Source organism: Mesorhizobium sp. M1409 (assembly GCF_040317535.1).
Classification (GTDB): Bacteria; Pseudomonadota; Alphaproteobacteria; order Rhizobiales; family Rhizobiaceae; genus Mesorhizobium.
Map to the genome: position 1 here is coordinate 37873 of NZ_JAMYKV010000036.1, position 17832 is coordinate 55704.

Sequence of the window (17832 nt, forward strand, 5' to 3'; positions counted from 1 at the left end):
CTAGCTCAATTCAGGCGTATGGTCAAACAAACGCCGGTGTTCCTTGAGCGCATAGGTATCGGTCATACCCGCCAGGAAGTCGGTGACGCTGCGCGCCTTGATGCGATCGTCGGCCCGATCCAGCCCCTCGCGCCAGCCGTCCGGCATGGCGCGCGGATCAGCGAAATAGGCGTCGAACAGATCCTTGACGATTTGCTCGGCGTCCGCGCGCACCCGCATGACTTCCGCGTGCCGATAGAGATGCTTGTAAAGAAAGGCCTTCAGTTCTTTCTCGAAGGCGGCCATTTCGGCCGAGAAAGTCACCATCGTCTCGCCTGCTGCTCTCACCGCATCGGAGTTCTGCGGCCTGATGCGTTCCAGATTGGCAGTGGTGGAGACGATGACATCCTCGACCATGGCGGTGATCTGCCGCCGCATCAGTTCATGGCCGGTGCGCACGTCGTCGAGGGAGGGATAGCGTCCGCGCACGCCTTTCAGAATGGTTCCGGGCAGCGAAACCATCTCCAGCATGTCCAGCGTCAGCAGCCCTGCTCTCAACCCGTCGTCGATGTCATGGTTGTTGTAGGCGATGTCGTCGGCGATCGCCGCGCATTGCGCCTCGATGCCGGCAAACCGGTCCAGTTCGAGATCGTGCAGCTGCGAATAATCACGGATCGCCTGCGGCACCGGCCCTTTCAGATCTTGACCGTTGGCGTCCGTCAGCGGTCCATTGTGCTTGACCAGACCTTCCAGCGTTTCCCAGGTCAGGTTGAGCCCGTCGAATTCGGCGTAGCGCGCCTCCAGCCTGGTCACGATGCGCAGCGATTGCGCGTTGTGGTCGAAGCCGCCCCAGGCGGCCATCTTCTCGTTCAGCGCGTCCTCGCCAGTATGGCCGAACGGCGTGTGGCCGAAATCATGCACCAGTGCGACCGCCTCGGCGAGATCCTCGTCGCCGCGCAGCGCCCGTGCCAGGGCGCGCGCGATCTGCGCCACTTCGATCGAATGGGTCAGCCGGGTGCGGTAATGGTCGCCTTCGTGCGCGATGAAGACCTGCGTCTTGTGCTTGAGCCGGCGGAAGGCCGTCGAATGGATGATGCGGTCGCGATCACGCTGGAACGGCGTACGGGTTGGGCTTTCCACCTCGTCGAACAGCCGCCCGCGCGACTTTGCCGGATCGCAGGCATAGGCGGCGCGTGGCCGATAGCCGAATCCGATGTCGCCCAACTCATTGGTCATGGCTGATGCCGCCGCGGTTGACTTGGTCCAGATGATTTGGCCTGGTTGACTTGGCCCCTCTCGCTTCATACCTATCATGTGAAACCGAAAGCAAGGTGACGCCCATGGGCGCGGATGCCAAGACTGCCATGAAAGTCGACATGACCGAGGCCGCCGCCAGGCGGATCGCGAAGATTGTCTCGGGCGAGGCCGGCAAGACGGCGTTGCGCGTTTCGGTCGAAGGCGGCGGTTGCTCGGGCTTTTCTTACAAGTTCGATCTGGTCGATACGCGCAACGACGATGACGTCGCCATCGAGAAGGATGGCGCCACCGTGCTGATCGACGACCTGTCGCTGGTCTATATGGGCGGCTCGGTGATTGATTTCGTCGACGATTTGATGGGCCAGTCGTTCCAGATCAGGAACCCGAATGCCGTCGCCTCCTGCGGCTGCGGCACGAGCTTTTCCATATAGAATGCCCGCCATCGGCGCGGTCCGTCAGATCGCGCTGTCGGCCGGCCGCGACCTCGATGCAACTCTGGCCTTTTGGCGCGACGTGCTGGGCATGAGCCTGCATGCGCGCTTCGATCCGCCGGGCATCGCATTCATCATGGCTGGCGATATCAGGCTGTTGTTCACCGACGGCATCCCGGCCGGAACCGTTTATCTCGACATATCGGGCCTCGACGATTTCCACGCCTCGGCGGCGGCGGCCGGCGTCCCCTTCACCGCGACGCCGACGCTTGTCCATCGTGACAGCGAGGGCCAGTTCGGCCCGGCGGGGGAAACCGAATGGATGGCCTTCCTAAAGGACCCGGCTGGCAATACGATCGGGCTCGTCGAACGCCATCCGCCGCAAGAGCCCAACTGAGCAGCATCGGGACCGTCATGAAAATCGTCACCTGGAACATCAACGGCGTGCGCGCCCGCATCGGCAACCTGACCCATTGGCTGACCGAAAGCGCGCCCGATATCGCCTGCCTGCAGGAGATCAAGACGGTCGATGAGCAGTTCCCGCGCGCCGAGATCGAGGCGCTCGGCTACAATGTCGAAACCCATGGCCAGAAGGGTTTCAATGGTGTCGCCATCCTGTCGAAATTGCGCTTCGACGAAGTTGTCAGAGGCCTGCCTGGCGACGATGCCGACGAACAGGCGCGTTTCATCGAAGGCGTTTTCTCGACCGACAAGGGCGCCTTGCGCGTCGCCTCGCTCTATCTGCCGAACGGCAACCCGATCGATGACGAGAAGAAGTTCCCTTACAAACTGTCCTGGATGGCGCGGCTGGAGCGCTGGGCTGAAGAGCGCCTGAAGCTCGAAGAGGCGCTGGTGCTGGCCGGCGACTACAACGTCATCCCCGAGCCGATCGACGCGCGGTTTCCGGAGAACTGGCTGGGCGATGCGCTGTTCCAGCCGCAGACGCGGCAGGCCTTCCGCCGGCTGCTCAACCTTGGCTTCACCGAGGCGGTGCGCGCGGTCACCGACGCGCCCGACACCTATACGTTCTGGGACTATCAGGCAGGCGCCTGGCAGAAGAACAACGGCATCCGCATCGACCATCTGCTGCTGTCGCCGGAAGCCGCCAACCGGTTCTCATCGGCCTCGATCGAAAAGCATGTCCGCGCCTGGGAAAAGCCGTCGGATCACGTACCGGTGGCGATCGACCTTGCGCTGCGGCCAGCTGACAACGGCTAAACCCTCATATCGCCACATTTCGAGCAGTTCATTGCGGGGCAGCATGGCGGCTGGGGTTCCATGACCATACGATTTCATCTTTGTCCGATCGGCCTGGCATTTGCCATGGCTGCTCCTGCCTCGGCACTTGCCGATCAGGAATGCCTGGCCAATGGAAAATCCTATCAGCTCGGCCAGGTCGCCTGCCTGACGGTTGGCGACCAGAGCCATCTTGCCCGCTGCGACATGGTACTCAACAACACCTCGTGGACAAAGGTCGGCGACAGCTGCCCCGCAAACACGATGGCGCCGCACCTGCACCCCACGCCGATCTCGACGCCGGCGCCCAGCATGGTGCCGACGGAACCGACAGAGAACTGATCAAGATTTTGTTGGTGAGGCTGGCGCGAGACTACTGGTCCGCGTTGCCGCCCTTGGTGATGATGTCATCGGCCAGCGAGATCGCGGTGCGGCGGTCGGCTTCGCCCGCGGTGGCAAATGCCTCTTCCTGCATGCCGCGTATCCAGGGCTGGTCGGCCGGCGAAGCGCGTTCGAGCGCCGCCGTCATCATCGCCAGGCCGCGGACGATCTTGCCGCTCTGGAACAACAGGTGGCCCAGCGTCGCCTGGGCACCGGCATGGCCCTTCTCGGCGGCAAGCTGGAACCAGCGCCCGGCCTGCTTGACGCTGGCCTTCACCCCGCCCTCGCCCTTCAGGAACATCTGCCCCATCTCGAACTGCGCGTTCGGGTTGCGGTAATTGGCGGCGGCGCGCATGTAATATTCCTGGGCCGCCACCTCGTTCTCGGTCACCGGGCTGCCGGGAATGCCCTTGCGCAGATAATCGCCAAGCGCCACCAGCGCGTCGGAGACATAGCTTTCCTCGGGCGAGCCGGGCTCGACATCCTGGTCGACGATCTCCGAGAAGAACTTGAACGCCTCATAGTCGTCGCGCGCCACGCCGTCACCTTCGGCATACATGCGGGCAAGCTTCCAGGTGGCGCCGATCTGGCCGTTTTCGGCGGCGTATTTGTAGGCCTCGGCGGCCTGTTCCTTGTGGCCGTTCTTGTAGGCGGAGAAGCCGAACTGGAACACGGCCCAAGGGCTGGACTGCGGCTTCACGCCGGTCTTGTCGTCGAACACCTTGTCGTCGAAGGCCATGGCCTGGCCCACGGCGCCAAAGGTCGCGCCAAAAGTGGCGGCCGCGACCAGTGCCGAAAAGACAGACGACCTCAACAACTCAGATGTCCGCATAGCAGTGTGTTTCTTTCGCACCGCCCGGATGGGTCACCGCGCCATCGCGCGCCGGCCCCACCGTCTGTGCATATTTCCATATCGCGCCCGACTGATAGTCGGTCGTGCGCGCCTTCCAGGTCTTTGCCCTCGCCGCCAGTTCGCTATCGGACAACGCCACCTCGATCGTGCCGTTCACCGCGTCGATCGAGATCAAATCGCCATCCCGGAGCAGCCCGATCGGACCACCCACCGCTGCCTCCGGCCCGACATGGCCGATGCAGAAACCGCGCGTCGCGCCCGAGAAGCGCCCGTCGGTGATCAGCGCCACCTTGCCGCCCATGCCCTGGCCGTAGAGCGCTGCCGTCGTCGACAGCATCTCGCGCATGCCGGGGCCGCCGCGCGGCCCTTCGTAACGAATGACGAGAACCTCGCCTTCCCTGTAGTTGCGATGCGTCACCGCCTCGAAACATTCCTCTTCCGAATCGAAGCAGCGCGCCGGGCCGGAGAACTTCAACTCCGCCATGCCGGCGACCTTCACGATCGCGCCTTCGGGGGCAAGGTTTCCCTTCAAGCCCACGACACCGCCGGTTTGGGTAATAGGTTTGTTGGCCGGGCGGACCACATCCTGATGCTCATTCCAGACAACGTGCTCCATATTTTCGGCCAAAGTGCGGCCAGTCACCGTAAGGCAGTCGCCATGCAGATAACCGTGATCGAGCAGTGTCTTCATCAGCAGCGGGATGCCGCCTGCCTCGAACATGTCCTTGGCGACATATTTGCCGCCCGGCTTGAGGTCGGCGATGTAAGGCGTCTTCTCGAAGATCTTCGCCACGTCGAACAGGTCGAACTTGATGCCGGCCTCATGCGCGATCGCCGGCAGATGGAGCGCCGCGTTGGTCGAGCCGCCGGTGGCCGAGACCACGGTCGCCGCGTTCTCCAGCGCCTTCAGCGTGACGATGTCGCGCGGCCGGATGTTTTTTGCGATCAGCTCCATGATCTTTTCGCCCGAGGCGAAATTGAAACGGTCGCGCATCTCGTAGGGCGCCGGCGCGCCACAGGAATAGGGCAGCGCCAGACCGATGGCCTCGGCGACGGTGGCCATTGTGTTGGCGGTGAACTGGGCGCCGCAGGAGCCGGCCGACGGACAGGCCGCCTGCTCGATTTCGAGAAGTTCGGCATCATCGATCGTGCCGACGGAGTGCTGGCCGACGGCCTCGAACACATCCTGCACGGTGATCTGGCGACCGCGATAGCTGCCGGGCAGGATCGAACCGCCATAGATGAAGATCGACGGCACGTTGAGACGCACCATGGCCATCATCATGCCGGGCAGCGACTTGTCGCAGCCGGCCAACCCGACCAGCGCGTCATAGCAATGGCCGCGCATGGTGAGTTCGACTGAATCGGCGATGACCTCGCGCGACACCAGCGACGACTTCATGCCCTGGTGGCCCATGGCGATGCCGTCGGTGACGGTGATGGTGCAGAATTCGCGCGGCGTGCCGCTGGCGGCCGCGACGCCCTTCTTGACCACCTGCGCCTGGCGCATCAGCGATATGTTGCAGGGCGCCGCCTCGTTCCAGCAGGATGCGACGCCGACCAGCGGCTGCGCGATCTCGGCCGCCGACAAGCCCATCGCATAGAGATAGGAACGGTGCGGCGCCCGCGCCGGACCGACGGTCACATAGCGGCTGGGGAGCTTAGCCTTGGAAATGACTTTGGCGTCCATACTCTTCCTTGCCCCACATCTTCCTTGCAGCGGGGCGGTGCGGCCTGCCCCATCGCCGAGCCTTTTGGCGCGTGTCCCGAGACAAGATCGAGGTGCGCCGGGTTTATGGCGGGAAATGGGCAATTTCCTCTGGCTGACTTCGAGCGCAGGGGTTGTTCAGAAAGTGTTGCCGAAACGTCACAATCGTATGAGGCGAAAGCGGTGCGGCTAATATGCAATGTGGCTTGGGTGCCCAGGCGTCGGCCAAACCCGCTCAACGGAAAAGGCCGAGCAATGCCCGGCCTTTTTATTCGCCTTTACAGAGGCTTAGAACTTGATCTTGAGACCGCCTGAAATCGCCGTGACCAGATCGTTGCCGAAGTCGTAGCTGGCGTCCCCTCCAACAACTTTGCCATTCTCGCCAATCAATATACCGGAATGACCGCTTGTCAGCACGCCGACCGCGCCGGCCAAGCGAACCTCGATATTCGGCTTAGGGGTGTAAGCGACGCCGCCGCCCAGCGTCCAGGTGTCCGTCTGCGAGCCGTAGCCGTGCGACGTGCCGCGATCCCAGGAGAGCTGGCCGGCCGCACTCCACTCGTCGTTGAACTTATGGCCGATGCCGCCCGTGACCGTCCAGCCATCACGATACATCAGGTCGAGCGACGTTACTTCGCCCGGCGAGTTCGTAAAGCATAGCGCGGTTGGGACACCCACAGGACAGATCGGCACACTCTGCAGCACGCTCCAGTTAACCCACTTGATCGAACCGAAGGCGAGCCAGCCGGGCGCGATGCCCGACTGCATTTTCAATTCCACCACATCCGGCATGTACTGCGTTGAGCCGTAGATCGGAAGAACAACGCTGCCGACATTGGTCAGATCGAGCGTGCCCGAGATGTTGTCGAGCTTAACTTTCGAATTGTAGACGAGGCTCGCGCGCAACGCGATGTCGGGGATTTCGTAGGCAAGGCCGGCGCGCCAGCCCCAGCCGTTGCTCGTCAGATCGACGCGACCGGTGCCGCCGAAGTCGGGCACCAGCGGTGACACCAAGCTTTCCTTGAAGCCGTAGACCTTCTGGTAGAAAACACCGCCGATAAAGCGGAGCTGACCCTTGCCCGCATCCATTTTGTAAGAACAAGTCGCAGCGTAGTTATCGCTTTTGATGTCGGTTTCCATGTTGGAAAACGCACCGTTCCAGATGCCGTGCGCAACATGAACGCCCCAAGGCTGCGAGTAATCAACCATACAGTCCACGCCCTGGACGATTTGGGCCTTCGCGCCGATGCGCGGGACCCAATAGTTCTCGGCCCCATCGGCCGTGGTCCCGAAACCGAGGTCGGTCTCCCCAGGACCGCGTGCATTCTTGAGCTTGCGATCCGGCATCACGTAGGTCGCTTCCGCTTCCGTAGCGAACGGCGCGGGGTCAAACAAAAGATCGATGTCGTAACCGCCGCGCTCCAGGCCGCCAGCGTGCGCCGAATTCATCGCTGTCCCGATCAAAGCCAGCGAAAAGCACCCCGCCCCCAGCAGTGCTTTCAGTCGCAGAATAGTCATGAATGTCCTCCCCGAATTCGAGTGCATCAAGCTAGAACCAATTCAGGTTAACGGTGCAACAACGAATTCAAGAAGCGTACACGTACAGTTGATCAGAGTGCGTTTTCGGCAAAGTTCCGACGCTCCCGCAAGACCGAAAACCCGGCATTTGAGTGCAAACGAACAAACAAAATCGGCGAAACGTCTCCAAAACGGCCCAAGAAGAGGGCATTTTGCAGGGTATCTGGCCCCGCTGTTACATTATGGCAACAATGGGGCCAAAACTTCCGTTTACGTCAACATTAACGCAACGGAATGCCTGTTTTCGAGGCAAAAAACTGTCATTTTAGAGGGCACTAAACCTCGCGACTCTACCCTCAACCGGCGTCGCGAACCCTGGTCAACGCGACTGAAAGCTTCTCCTGGGCGTCGCGGTATTCGGCGAGCTTTTCACGCTCGGCGTCGACGATCTCGGCTGGTGCGCTCGCGACGAATCTTTCGTTCGAGAGCTTCTTGTGCAGGCGCGCGATTTCCTCGGTAACCTTGGCCAGTTCCTTCCGCAGTCGTGCCGCCTCGGCGGCGAGATCGATCAGGCTGCCGAGCGGCAGGCAGATCGTCGCCTCGTTGAGCACGATCTGCGCCGAACCCTTTGGCGCGACATCGGCGAGCGAGATGTCGCCAACCCGCGCCAGCCGCTTGATCGCCGAGTCCTCGCGAACCAGCCGCTCGCGCGTCGCATCGTTGGCGCCGACCACGACCAGCGGTGCAATGGCTGCCGGCGGCACGTTCATCTCCGAGCGCACGGAGCGGATGCCGGAGACGAGATCGACCAGCCAGTTGATGTCGGCGGCGGCATCCGCGTCCTCGAAGTCCGGCGATGGCCATGCGGCATGGCACAGCAGCGAAGGCCGTTCCTTGCCTTCGCCCGCGGTCTGCGCCCACAGTTCCTCGGTCATGAACGGCATCATCGGATGCAGCAGCTTGTAGATTTCATCCAGCACGAAGGCGACGCAGGCGCGGCTTTCGGCCTTGGCCGCCTCGTCGGTGCCCATGAACACCGGCTTCAGCAGTTCCAGATACCAGTCGCAGAACAGGTTCCAGACGAAGCGGTAGGCAGCACCGGCCGCTTCGTTGAAGCGGTATGAGGTGATGCCGTCCGTAATGTCTCGCGCCGCCCGCGTCAGTTCGGTCAGGATCCAGCGGTTGACCGCCAGCTTGGCGTCGTTCAGCCAGAAATCGTCGTTGCGCGCGACCTCGTTCATCTCGGCAAAACGCGTCGCGTTCCAAAGCTTGGTGCCGAAATTTCGATAGCCGGCGATGCGCGCCGGGTCGAGCTTCACGTCGCGGCCTTGCGCTGCCATCACCGTCAGGGTGAAACGCAGCGCATCGGCGCCGTATTCGTCGATGAGATCGAGCGGGTCGATGACGTTGCCTTTCGACTTCGACATCTTCTGCCCGTTCTTGTCGCGCACCAGCGCATGGACATAGACCGTGTGGAACGGCTCCTCGTCCATGAAGTGCAGGCCCATCATCATCATGCGGGCGACCCAGAAGAAGATGATGTCGAAGCCGGTCACCAGCACGTCGGTCTGGTAATAGGTCTTCAGCTCGGGCGTCTCGTCCGGCCAGCCGAGCGTCGAGAACGGCCACAGCGCCGACGAGAACCAGGTGTCGAGCACGTCCTCGTCGCGGGTCAGGATCTCGCCCGGCTGGAAATTCTCGAGCTTGTCCTCGACCCAGGCCTTCCACGGCCCTTCCAGCGCCAGATAATACTCGATCGCCGCGCCCAGCGCCTCTTCCTCGGTCTTCTCGACGAAGACACGCCCGTCCGGCCCGTACCAGGCCGGGATCTGGTGACCCCACCAGAGCTGGCGCGAGATGCACCAGGGCTGGATGTTCTCCATCCAGTCGAAATAGGTCTTCTCCCAGTTCTTCGGCACGAAGTTGGTGCGGCCCTCGCGCACCGAGGCGATCGCCGGTTTGGCCAGCTCCGCCGCGTTGGCATACCACTGCTCGGTCAGGAACGGCTCGATCGGCACGCCGCCGCGGTCGCCATGCGGCACGGCGTGGCGATGCGGCTCGACCTTTTCGAGGAAGCCGCCTTCTTCCATCAGCTCGACGATCTTCTTGCGCGCGACGAAGCGGTCGAGGCCGTCGAGCTCGTCCCAGACCGTCTGGCGCTCCGGCGTCACCTCGAGACCGGCAAGAAAATCCTCATTGTCCTTGAGGCTTACCGCCGCCGCCGTGGTCAGGATGTTGATCGCCGGCAGCTTGTGGCGCTTGCCGACCTCGAAGTCGTTGAAGTCGTGCGCCGGCGTGATCTTGACCGCGCCGGAGCCCTTCTCAGGATCGGAATACTCATCCGCCACCACGGGAATTTTGCGGCCGACGATCGGCAGAACGATGTTCCCGCCGACCAGGTGCCGGAAACGCTCGTCGTCGGGATGCACGGCAACGGCCGTGTCGCCCAGCATCGTCTCGGGGCGCGTCGTTGCCACGGTGATGAAGGTTTTCAGGTTTTCCGGGTCGAAGACCTGGCCCTCGATCGGATAGCGGAAGTGCCAGAGATTGCCGTTGACCTCCTGCTGCTCGACCTCGAGATCGGAGATCGCGGTCAGCAGCTTGGGGTCCCAGTTCACAAGGCGCTTGTCCTTGTAGATCAGCCCTTCCTTGTAAAGCGTGACGAACACTTCGAGCACCGCCTTGGACAGGCCTTCGTCCATGGTGAAGCGTTCGCGTGACCAGTCGGCGGAAGCGCCGAGCCGCTTCAGCTGGTTGAAGATCGCGCCGCCGGATTCGCCCTTCCACTCCCACACTTTCTCGATGAACTGTTCGCGCGTCAGGTCGCGGCGATGGATCTGCTTTTCCATCAACTGCCGCTCGACCACCATCTGCGTGGCGATGCCGGCATGGTCCATGCCCGGCTGCCACAGCACGTTCTTGCCGCGCATCCGCTCGAAGCGCACCAATATGTCCTGCAGAGTGTTGTTGAGCGCGTGCCCCATATGCAGCGAGCCGGTCACGTTCGGCGGCGGGATGACGATGGTGAAGGCCTCGGCCCCCTCCTCGGCCCCGGCACCGGCGCGAAACGCATCGGCCTCTTCCCAGACTTTGGCGATCTTCGGCTCGACGGTTTTGGCGTCGTAGGTCTTTTCAAGCATGGGAAAATGGTCCGCGCTGTCGGGAGTTTGCTGGTCCGGTGTAAATCGGAAGGTTTTGGCCAAGTCAACCGCAAGGGCTGTCGCGGGCCATCACACGCAGATAGGCGTGGCCTTGTTCATTTCAACGGAAGCCATGCCCCCATTTGGCGCAGAACTTCGCCCTTGGCGCCCAATAAGGCTTTCCGCATGCCGGACAGTCATTGCCGTAGTCCGAGCGGCGAACGTAGAAGATGTCGTACACGGCCCATTGTCGTCAGGGATTCCGGCGAAAACCTGTCTGCCTCGCCACGAATACAAACTGACCTTCGCCCAAAAAGAGACCGCGCCACGGAGGCGCCGTCTCTTTTTGGCAATCGATACGGATACTATTGCGCGCCGCGCGCCACGCGCTCGATCTCCTCGCGCACCAGCCTTTCGACCAGCGTCGGCAGATTGTTGTCGAGCCAATCCTGCAGCATCGGGCGCAGCATCTCTTCGGCCATCTCGTCGAATGTCTTCTTGCCGCGGCTGGCGAACGCATCGGAAAGCTCGCCAAAGGCGGCGGCAACCTGCCGGCCCGTATGCTCGGAAACGATCGCCGGACGCGGCGCGTCGCTAACTGGCACCGGCCGTACCGCGTCCGGACGAGGCGGCTCGGAGGCTGCTTTCGCGCTCGGTTCGTGCCTTGAATCGTCAACCGGCGGCTGGGTAACCGGCTTGCGTGCCTCGGCCTTGTCCGACACCATTTTGGCCTGCTCACCAACCGCGGCGATCTCGCGCCGCCAATCGGCAACGGGAGCGTCGGGGGCAGTGACGGGACGCGGTGCCGGCGCGTCGACCGCGGCCGGCTCGGCGGCAACCCGGGCGCTGACCTCGGCAAGTGTCATCGATGGTTTGGTCGGGGCTGGATCGGCGCGCACCGGCGTTTCCATACGCGCACTCACCGGCTCGGCCGCCGGCAGCTGCGCCTGGACTTCCGCCAGCGTCACCGGCTTCCTGATCTCGGGAGCGGCATGGAGGTCGGCACGGAATGCCTCGACGTCGGGGGCAGCATCGGCGCTCGACGCCGGCTCCAGATCCTGGCGCAACTCATCGGCGTCGCCCGGCTGCTTGCGGCCGCCGTCGCTGTCCTCGATTATTCGCCTGATGGAAGCCAGTATCTCTTCCATGGAAGGTTCGCGCTGTGCGCTGCTTGCCGTTGCCATCGTCACATCCGCCGCCTTTTGTGACCCTGTGGATTTCCGCTCCGGCAAAGCCGGATCGAATCATGGCGACAGCGTACCCGACGGATCGCCGCACGAGAATCCCCAATCTGGGGACTTGTGGGATTTCAACAGATTAGCGCGATCTTGAAAGCCAAGAGCAGCGAAGCAAGAAATCCAGCTCAAACGGCGAGACGGCAAAGTCCGGACCGAACGCCCCTCAGCGCCCGTCCGGCGTGCGCAGGCCGATCCATTTGTCCTTGACTGCATTGTAGTGCTCTTCAGGCTTGTATTTCGTCACCTGCAGGCCAAGGCGGTCGACGGACAGGCGGCCGGTCGCCTGCAGGATGGCGTAGCTCGCCACCACCACGTCATGCTCATAACTCGCCTGGTTGATCTCTGCGGTGATGACCGTCGCCTGTGCGTTGAGGACATCGAGCGTGGTGCGCTGGCCGACATTGCGTTCTTCGATGACGCCATTCAACGCCAGCTTCGCGGCCTCGATGACTTGCCTATTGGCCGTCAGCTGCTGCTGCGCGGCGGTGTACTCGGTCCAGGCGGCGGTGACGGCCTGTCGCACCTGGTCGCGGCTGACGTCGACCTCGATGCGAGCCTGGCTGAGCGATTCCTTGTCCTGGCGCACGATGGCCGAGGTGCGGCCACCAGAATAGATCGGGATGGTCAGCGTTGCCCCGACACTCGCCGAATTGGTCGTTCCGTCCTGCGTCGCGAAGGCACCCGGCACAGTGTTGCGATAGGCGCTCGAAACGCCGGCGGAAGCCGAAAGCTGCGGCAGCAGCGCGCCTTCGGCCGACTTAACCGAAAACGCGGCTGCGTCAACCAGATGCTGGGTGGCAAGGATGGCCGGGTGTTCGTTCGAGGCTACCCCGACGGCGGCGGCTAGGCTCGACGGCAACAGCTTTGCCACCGGCGAAGCGCCTTTGAGCTTGCCCGGCTCGTCGCCGACGATCTGGCGATAGCTAGCGGCACTCGCCAGTGCCTGCGCCCGGGCGGCGCTCAGCGAAGCCACGGCGGCGGCCCGCGAAGCGTCGGCCTGGGCGACGTCGGTACGCGTTCCTTCGCCAACCTCGAAGCGCGACCGCGCCGCGCGCGCCGTTTCGGTCAGGAATTGCAGGTTCTGTTCGGTCAGCACTGCGACCTGCCGGTCGCGAATCACGTTCATATACGCCTGCGCCGCGCTGAACAGGGTGTTCTCTTCGGTGTTGCGCAGGCTTTCGACCGAAGCGCGAACCCGTGATTCGGCGGCAGCGACATTGTTCCTGGTCTGAAAGCCGTCGAACAGCGTCTGATTGATCTGGACGCCAAAATTGCCTGTGGTTAGCCGTACACTCCGATCCGTACCGTTGAGATGGCTGCTGGAGTAGTCGATTTCCGCCGAGCCGTTGATGGTCGGACGCCAGCCCGACTTGGCGATGGCGACGCTCTCATCGGTAACACGGACGCCGGCGCGGGCCGAATTCAGCGAAGAATTGTACTGATAGGCCTTTGCAAGCGCGCCGGAGATGGTTTCGGCCGAAGCGGCCAGTGGAGACAGCATGGTCGCCGAAACGAGGACGGCGGTGAAAAGTGACTTGCGTACAGACGGCACGGTTAAACCCTCATTCGTTTTTCCATGGGAACTGCGCCGCACCGGCTTCTCATCCTGATCAGCCGCCGCCGCGTGTTCGATGTTCCCTGCTGCTCAGCCCCAAAGTGCCCCCAGTTTGCGGATCAGCAACGATTGTTCAAATGCAAGCGACCATGACAAAGCCTCTGCTGCAAGGCCAAATCATTCAGAACTCGAAGGCATGAATACGTTCAAACCCCGGTAGTGGCTTAATTGCCGCATTAAACGCGCGTCTTCCGGTTACAACCCCCCCGGCTTTAAAAAAAAGTCGCGCCACGCCGGAATTGCCCTGCCCTTCGACGGCGACAAGCCGGCCGCCTTCGGCAAGCTGGTCGAGCAGCGGCACTGGGACTTCCGCGACGCTGCCGCCGACGAAGATGACGTCATAGGGCGCCTGGGCTGGATACCCCTGCGGCAACTCCCCCTCCACAACGGTCACATTGCCGCAGCCAAGCGATGAAAGCGTCGATCTGGCGGTTTCCACCAGCGCCGAATCGCTTTCGAGCGCCACCACGGACCTGGCCAGCCGCGACAGGATGGCCGAAGCGTAGCCCGTGCCGCAGCCGACATCGAGCGCCGAGTCGGTCGGATTGATCTCGGCCAGCTGGATGAGCTTGGCCAGCGGCGAGGCTTCCATCAGGTAGCGCGCGCCGTCGGCGCCGGCCGCAATGCGGATGTCCTCGTCGATATAGGCGAGATCGCGCTGAGCGGCGCCGACAAAGACCTCTCTTGGCACGGCAAGCATGGCGTCGAGCAGCGGCGCGCTGGTCACATCGGTGGTGCGAACCTGGCCATCGACCATCTTGACGCGAAGCTCGGAGAAATCAGCGCTCATGTCCCAACCAATCCGCTTGCCGCGCCAGAACCGCGGTTCATTATGTCAGGAACTTCAGGCCCCTGCGCTGCTGCGCGGGGGCCCGGGCATTGGAGGCCTCGCCCGGAATCGAACCGGGGTGCAAGGATTTGCAGTCCTCTGCGTAACCACTCCGCCACGAGGCCTCGTTGCTCCCGGCGTTCCACCCGGTTCCAATAGGTTGCGGCGAAAATGCCGTCAAGCGGCCACCGTGCATTCCGAACGGTTTCCTCCGCGCCAATCCGGGCAGCCCCTGTCAAATCGTCAGGCCCAAGCCTCGCCGCCACACTAGCGGATTCTTAAGCATGACCCACGGCGGGAAGAAACCCTTCGACGGTCCGTGTGTTGATCACGGCAAGAGGCGAATGCGCCAGGCAATGGTGGAAAACGACAAGAACGCGCCGCCCAGCCTATCCCTGCCGTGGTGCGGAGAGCTTTTGCGCTAACCATCGACCGCCTGTCCATCGAAGGCACGGGCAACCTGTCGCCGCACGACAGGGCAAGGCTTGCCTCAGCCGCGGCTATTCTCAAGCAGATCCGCGAGGCACTGGAAGAGCACGCCGCCCGCTGAGGCGTGCCTGCGCTATCGGCCGTCAATCCGGCCGGCGTCGCCGTTCCCACCAGACGACAAAGCGGCGCCGGTGGCGGCGCACCATGGCGAATTCATAAGAAAGCACCAGCAATCCGAGCGGAACCATCCAGAAGCCGAGGATCGGCAGGAACCCGAGGATGCCGCCAATGGTCAGCAGGAGACCGATGGTGATTCTGAGCGCGCGCGAGCGCGGCATTTTGAACTCACGCCCGAAAACTGAGATTTTGCGTGCCGGCATCTGGTTGTCTTGTGCTGTCATCGTCTCGAAAAATTGACCCGGTCTGATCGTCCTGGAGCACCCTTGAACCAAAGCCGCGGCCGCGCTTTCGGTTCCATACCCCTGCCAAGACGGCTAATATGAGGGCATCCCTCGACGATTGCGAGAAACGCCTGTGCGAAAAAGCCTCGAAAAAAATCGAATTGCTTCTTTGCAAAGCCGAAAAGGGCAGCTATACGCTGCGCAACTCGCATAAGAGCCCGTTCCCCGGTAGCTCAGTGGTAGAGCAACCGGCTGTTAACCGGTTGGTCGCTGGTTCGAATCCGGCCCGGGGAGCCAATCTTTTCAAATAGTTAGCGAAGCGATCAAACCGAAGAATTTTCGGTTATGTACGGCATATGTACGGCGGACTTATTGCTTAACCCGATTCCTTGTCGCGAAGACTGAATGGCTGGCCAGGCAAATCGCGGCCCCATGGAGAACGGGATGGAATTCGACGATATCATTTCAGGCAAGGAGGCATTCCTCCAAGAGGCTATCCTCCTCGAAACGCAAGAAGGGCTGAGGCTAGATTTCAAAGCGCCAGCCATTGGCAAGCCAGGCGCGGCCTTTACATCGCTAGGCCAACTCACCAAGGAAGGCCGAATCAGCTTGGCCAAAGCACTGTCGGCGTTCAGCAACTCAGCTGGTGGCGTTTTGGTGATTGGTCTCGACTGTCGCAAGAACAGCGACGGAGTCGATTGCGCGAGCGCCCTTGAGCCACTTCCTAACTGGAAAGCCGCCCTCAGTGCCGTGAACTCCGCCGTCGGCGATCTACTTCAACCCAAGAACGATCGTATTCGGGTGGATGGATTCCCCGCGCATGCAGACAAATCGCGAGGATACCTAGCAATCGAGATACCTAGGTCTGAGCGCCGGCCACATATGTGCCAGATGAGCGGGCGATATTTTCGACGATCGGGCAGTGCCAGCTATGCCATGGAACACTTCGATATCGAGGACGCCTTTCGCCGAGTAGTCGTTCCTGAGCTCAAACTTAGGATAGATGTGCACAAATTCATGACATCGGGGTCGAACAGGCACTACAAGATCCGGCTGTGGCTTGATAATGTTTCCTCAGTTACGGCCTTTTTCCCGTCCATCACGATCGGCGATTTGAAGGGAATTCAAGTCGGCTGGAGCGATGACCGACTGCCATCGGTGACGCGGATCAACGAGGGGGACAAAGTGACAGTTTACGGAAATTCCGAGTTTGTCATTCATCCGGGTTCCTCCCGACAGATTGAGTCGTTTCAATTCCATGCCGCGTTTGATGGGAGAATACCGGTGATCGTTGGGGATCGCGAGCCTCATATGGCCTACCTAGCTTTCAATTACCGCATCGGCGCCCGCGACACGGTTTCGCGTGAAGAAACGATTGAAATCCCTCTCTTCCCGTTCAAATGGTCGTAGGCCCGCCACCGTGAGGCAACGGGCTCGTCGCGCCCTGCGATTGGAATTCTTATCGCCGTTTGGTTTGCCGGATCTTGGACTTTGTTTGGCATATCCAGCGCAGCCTGTTGATCACTTATAGAACCAGCGATCCTGACTAGGCCCAGTAGTGTTGAGGATGAGGCCCATCAGCAGACCTAATGCGGCGCCGAGAATGAAGGCGGTCGACACCGTACCCGGATTGTCTTGGAGGGCACCGGAAACAGATTGAGCCCCAGTCCGGAGCGCCTGGGCTGTACGGCCAGCGCGATCGGCAGCGCTGTCATACCAGCCTGTGGCTTCCTCGATGGCCTCTTCGGCGCGCGCTGCCAGCGTCCGATTGATCTTGTTGATTTCCCGCTTCAGCTGAGCGACCTGCTTCTCCAAGGCTTCCTGAGCTTCGCGCTGCGTCGTTCTCGGTGTCGCGGCTTCGTTTTGGTCGGCGGCCATTTTCAACCTCCCTTGATTGTCATGCTCAACGGCTGGCCGCCGCGTAAGGTTCCTGTCAGCGAAAAAAGCCCGCCACCGTGAGGCAGCGGGCCAAATGCGCAACGGTCGCGTATTTCAGTAGCGGTAGTGGTGCCTATGGTGGTGATGTCTGTGGTGGTAGTGCCGGTGGTAATACCGATAATAGTGCCGGTGATGGTATCGGTAGTACGGGCGATATGGCACGGCATAGTAAGGATCGTCGTAGTAGTAAGGGCGATACAAGGGGAGCCCGAAGCCACCAAAACCGCCGTAGTAGCCTCCGAAGGGCGAGAAAAGAAATTGCGCCTGTGTCGGTGAAGTGACGGCGGCAGTTGTGGCAAACGCGAGCACGGATGCGAATATCAGCTTCCTCACGGTTACCTCCATCGTTTCGATGGCAAATAACGCCGACGCTGGCCGACTCGTTCCTCCGGTTGCAAGCAAAAGCCCGCCAATCGGCCTCCATGAGATCCAGCGCCGTTATGAGGCTCATCGCGCGGTCAAGGAGGTCGTTGAGCCGCTTCTCGACAGACTGGCGCCATATGCGCGGGTCTGCTGACATCCGCGCCGCCCTGGAATCGGCCGGCGTCGAGTTCATCCCCGAAAATGGCGGCGGTGCCGGGGTGCGGCTGAGGAAAACATGAGACCGAAAACAGGCTACATCATAAGCGCCTTGATCGGCGCGGTCCTCGGCGGGATCGTGGGCTATGCCGTCTATGCCGTGGGCCAGGGCGCGGGAGGCGCGGTATCGTTCAGCTACTGGCTTCACTATCCGATACGCATGAACGGCCTGTGGTGGGCCATCCTCGGCGCGCTAATGGGCTCTGGAGTGCGCTGGCTCACCGTCAACCGGTGAAAGTCTTCGGGGGAGCCCGCTTGCGTTTATCTGCGGCCGGCGCGATGCTGCCTTCAAAACAACTG

The 17832-nt window shown here is 61.9% G+C and carries 18 protein-coding genes and 2 tRNA genes; 9 read left to right on the forward strand and 11 right to left on the reverse strand.

The window, feature by feature from the left end; translation table 11 throughout:
• Positions 1-1215, reverse strand: a complete 1215-nt coding sequence (locus NKG99_RS24180; RefSeq protein ID WP_352871273.1) for a deoxyguanosinetriphosphate triphosphohydrolase — start codon at positions 1213-1215, stop codon at positions 1-3.
• Between the two features lie 104 nt (positions 1216-1319).
• On the opposite strand from NKG99_RS24180, the gene erpA reads away from it, so the two are divergent.
• From erpA to NKG99_RS24200, 4 genes are read left to right on the forward strand one after another with little or no spacing between them, the layout of a single operon-like run.
• Positions 1320-1667 carry an iron-sulfur cluster insertion protein ErpA gene (gene erpA, locus NKG99_RS24185; RefSeq protein ID WP_027024881.1) on the forward strand — a complete coding sequence of 116 codons (348 nt, stop codon included), beginning with the start codon at positions 1320-1322 and terminating at the stop codon, positions 1665-1667.
• 1 nt (position 1668) lies between these two features.
• Positions 1669-2064: a VOC family protein gene (locus NKG99_RS24190; protein ID WP_352871274.1), complete on the forward strand. Its 396-nt coding sequence runs from the start codon at positions 1669-1671 to the stop codon at positions 2062-2064.
• Positions 2065-2081: 17 nt separating this feature from the next.
• Positions 2082-2885, forward strand: coding sequence for an exodeoxyribonuclease III (gene xth / locus NKG99_RS24195; RefSeq protein WP_352871275.1), 804 nt, complete (start codon positions 2082-2084; stop codon positions 2883-2885).
• A gap of 60 nt (positions 2886-2945) precedes the next feature.
• Complete coding sequence (locus NKG99_RS24200) at positions 2946-3245, forward strand: hypothetical protein (RefSeq protein WP_352871276.1); 300 nt, start codon at positions 2946-2948, stop codon at positions 3243-3245.
• 31 nt (positions 3246-3276) lie between these two features.
• Here NKG99_RS24200 and NKG99_RS24205 read toward each other — a convergent pair whose 3' ends face one another.
• The 8 genes from NKG99_RS24205 to NKG99_RS24240 form a co-directional block, all read right to left on the reverse strand.
• The gene (locus NKG99_RS24205) at positions 3277-4116 is read right to left on the reverse strand and encodes a tetratricopeptide repeat protein (RefSeq protein ID WP_352871277.1); all 840 of its coding nucleotides are present in this window, start codon (positions 4114-4116) and stop codon (positions 3277-3279) included.
• Complete coding sequence (ilvD, locus tag NKG99_RS24210) at positions 4103-5827, reverse strand: dihydroxy-acid dehydratase (protein ID WP_352871279.1); 1725 nt, start codon at positions 5825-5827, stop codon at positions 4103-4105. The genes NKG99_RS24205 and ilvD overlap by 14 nt, the downstream gene beginning before the upstream one ends.
• Before the next feature lie 306 nt (positions 5828-6133).
• Positions 6134-7363: an outer membrane protein transport protein gene (locus NKG99_RS24215; protein ID WP_352871280.1), complete on the reverse strand. Its 1230-nt coding sequence runs from the start codon at positions 7361-7363 to the stop codon at positions 6134-6136.
• Positions 7364-7719: 356 nt separating this feature from the next.
• Positions 7720-10503 (reverse strand): valine--tRNA ligase, encoded by a 2784-nt coding sequence (locus NKG99_RS24220; RefSeq protein WP_352871281.1) that lies wholly within the window; start codon positions 10501-10503, stop codon positions 7720-7722.
• Positions 10504-10868: 365 nt separating this feature from the next.
• A complete protein-coding gene (locus tag NKG99_RS24225; RefSeq protein ID WP_352871282.1) occupies positions 10869-11687 on the reverse strand; it encodes a DUF2497 domain-containing protein in 819 nt (272 codons plus the stop codon).
• A gap of 217 nt (positions 11688-11904) precedes the next feature.
• Complete coding sequence (locus NKG99_RS24230; protein WP_352871283.1) at positions 11905-13293, reverse strand: TolC family outer membrane protein; 1389 nt, start codon at positions 13291-13293, stop codon at positions 11905-11907.
• A gap of 184 nt (positions 13294-13477) precedes the next feature.
• Positions 13478-14146 carry a protein-L-isoaspartate O-methyltransferase family protein gene (locus NKG99_RS24235; protein ID WP_352871284.1) on the reverse strand — a complete coding sequence of 223 codons (669 nt, stop codon included), beginning with the start codon at positions 14144-14146 and terminating at the stop codon, positions 13478-13480.
• Between the two features lie 90 nt (positions 14147-14236).
• Positions 14237-14310, reverse strand: a tRNA-Cys gene (locus NKG99_RS24240).
• Between the two features lie 275 nt (positions 14311-14585).
• On the opposite strand from NKG99_RS24240, the gene NKG99_RS24245 reads away from it, so the two are divergent.
• Complete coding sequence (locus tag NKG99_RS24245; RefSeq protein WP_352871285.1) at positions 14586-14735, forward strand: hypothetical protein; 150 nt, start codon at positions 14586-14588, stop codon at positions 14733-14735.
• A gap of 22 nt (positions 14736-14757) precedes the next feature.
• On the opposite strand, the gene NKG99_RS24250 is transcribed toward NKG99_RS24245, so the two are convergent.
• Positions 14758-15015 carry a hypothetical protein gene (locus NKG99_RS24250; RefSeq protein WP_352871286.1) on the reverse strand — a complete coding sequence of 86 codons (258 nt, stop codon included), beginning with the start codon at positions 15013-15015 and terminating at the stop codon, positions 14758-14760.
• Between the two features lie 222 nt (positions 15016-15237).
• Between NKG99_RS24250 and NKG99_RS24255 the strand changes: the two genes are divergently transcribed.
• Together NKG99_RS24255 and NKG99_RS24260 are read left to right on the forward strand one after the other, a co-directional pair.
• Positions 15238-15312 (forward strand) — tRNA-Asn (locus NKG99_RS24255).
• Between the two features lie 147 nt (positions 15313-15459).
• Complete coding sequence (locus tag NKG99_RS24260) at positions 15460-16425, forward strand: AlbA family DNA-binding domain-containing protein (RefSeq protein WP_352871287.1); 966 nt, start codon at positions 15460-15462, stop codon at positions 16423-16425.
• A gap of 111 nt (positions 16426-16536) precedes the next feature.
• On the opposite strand, the gene NKG99_RS24265 is transcribed toward NKG99_RS24260, so the two are convergent.
• Positions 16537-16893, reverse strand: a complete 357-nt coding sequence (locus NKG99_RS24265; protein WP_352871288.1) for a hypothetical protein — start codon at positions 16891-16893, stop codon at positions 16537-16539.
• A 482-nt stretch (positions 16894-17375) separates the two neighbouring features.
• Here NKG99_RS24265 and NKG99_RS24270 point away from each other — a divergent pair, with 482 nt between their 5' ends.
• Positions 17376-17555, forward strand: coding sequence for a hypothetical protein (locus NKG99_RS24270; protein WP_352871289.1), 180 nt, complete (start codon positions 17376-17378; stop codon positions 17553-17555).
• Positions 17552-17767 carry a hypothetical protein gene (locus tag NKG99_RS24275; RefSeq protein ID WP_352871290.1) on the forward strand — a complete coding sequence of 72 codons (216 nt, stop codon included), beginning with the start codon at positions 17552-17554 and terminating at the stop codon, positions 17765-17767. The genes NKG99_RS24270 and NKG99_RS24275 overlap by 4 nt, the downstream gene beginning before the upstream one ends.
• The last annotated feature ends 65 nt before the right edge of the window (positions 17768-17832 follow it).

Coding starts and splice junctions, on each gene's coding strand:
- NKG99_RS24220 (WP_352871281.1), bottom strand. CDS start 10,503: ATGCTTGAAAAGACCTACGACGCCAAAACCGTCGAGCCGAAGATCGCC.
- NKG99_RS24265 (WP_352871288.1), bottom strand. CDS start 16,893: ATGGCCGCCGACCAAAACGAAGCCGCGACACCGAGAACGACGCAGCGC.
- NKG99_RS24205 (WP_352871277.1), bottom strand. CDS start 4,116: ATGCGGACATCTGAGTTGTTGAGGTCGTCTGTCTTTTCGGCACTGGTC.
- NKG99_RS24180 (WP_352871273.1), bottom strand. CDS start 1,215: ATGACCAATGAGTTGGGCGACATCGGATTCGGCTATCGGCCACGCGCC.
- NKG99_RS24250 (WP_352871286.1), bottom strand. CDS start 15,015: ATGACAGCACAAGACAACCAGATGCCGGCACGCAAAATCTCAGTTTTC.
- erpA (WP_027024881.1), top strand. CDS start 1,320: ATGGGCGCGGATGCCAAGACTGCCATGAAAGTCGACATGACCGAGGCC.
- NKG99_RS24260 (WP_352871287.1), top strand. CDS start 15,460: ATGGAATTCGACGATATCATTTCAGGCAAGGAGGCATTCCTCCAAGAG.
- NKG99_RS24190 (WP_352871274.1), top strand. CDS start 1,669: ATGCCCGCCATCGGCGCGGTCCGTCAGATCGCGCTGTCGGCCGGCCGC.
- ilvD (WP_352871279.1), bottom strand. CDS start 5,827: ATGGACGCCAAAGTCATTTCCAAGGCTAAGCTCCCCAGCCGCTATGTG.
- xth (WP_352871275.1), top strand. CDS start 2,082: ATGAAAATCGTCACCTGGAACATCAACGGCGTGCGCGCCCGCATCGGC.
- NKG99_RS24200 (WP_352871276.1), top strand. CDS start 2,946: ATGACCATACGATTTCATCTTTGTCCGATCGGCCTGGCATTTGCCATG.
- NKG99_RS24270 (WP_352871289.1), top strand. CDS start 17,376: ATGAGATCCAGCGCCGTTATGAGGCTCATCGCGCGGTCAAGGAGGTCG.
- NKG99_RS24225 (WP_352871282.1), bottom strand. CDS start 11,687: ATGGCAACGGCAAGCAGCGCACAGCGCGAACCTTCCATGGAAGAGATA.
- NKG99_RS24215 (WP_352871280.1), bottom strand. CDS start 7,363: ATGACTATTCTGCGACTGAAAGCACTGCTGGGGGCGGGGTGCTTTTCG.
- NKG99_RS24235 (WP_352871284.1), bottom strand. CDS start 14,146: ATGAGCGCTGATTTCTCCGAGCTTCGCGTCAAGATGGTCGATGGCCAG.
- NKG99_RS24275 (WP_352871290.1), top strand. CDS start 17,552: ATGAGACCGAAAACAGGCTACATCATAAGCGCCTTGATCGGCGCGGTC.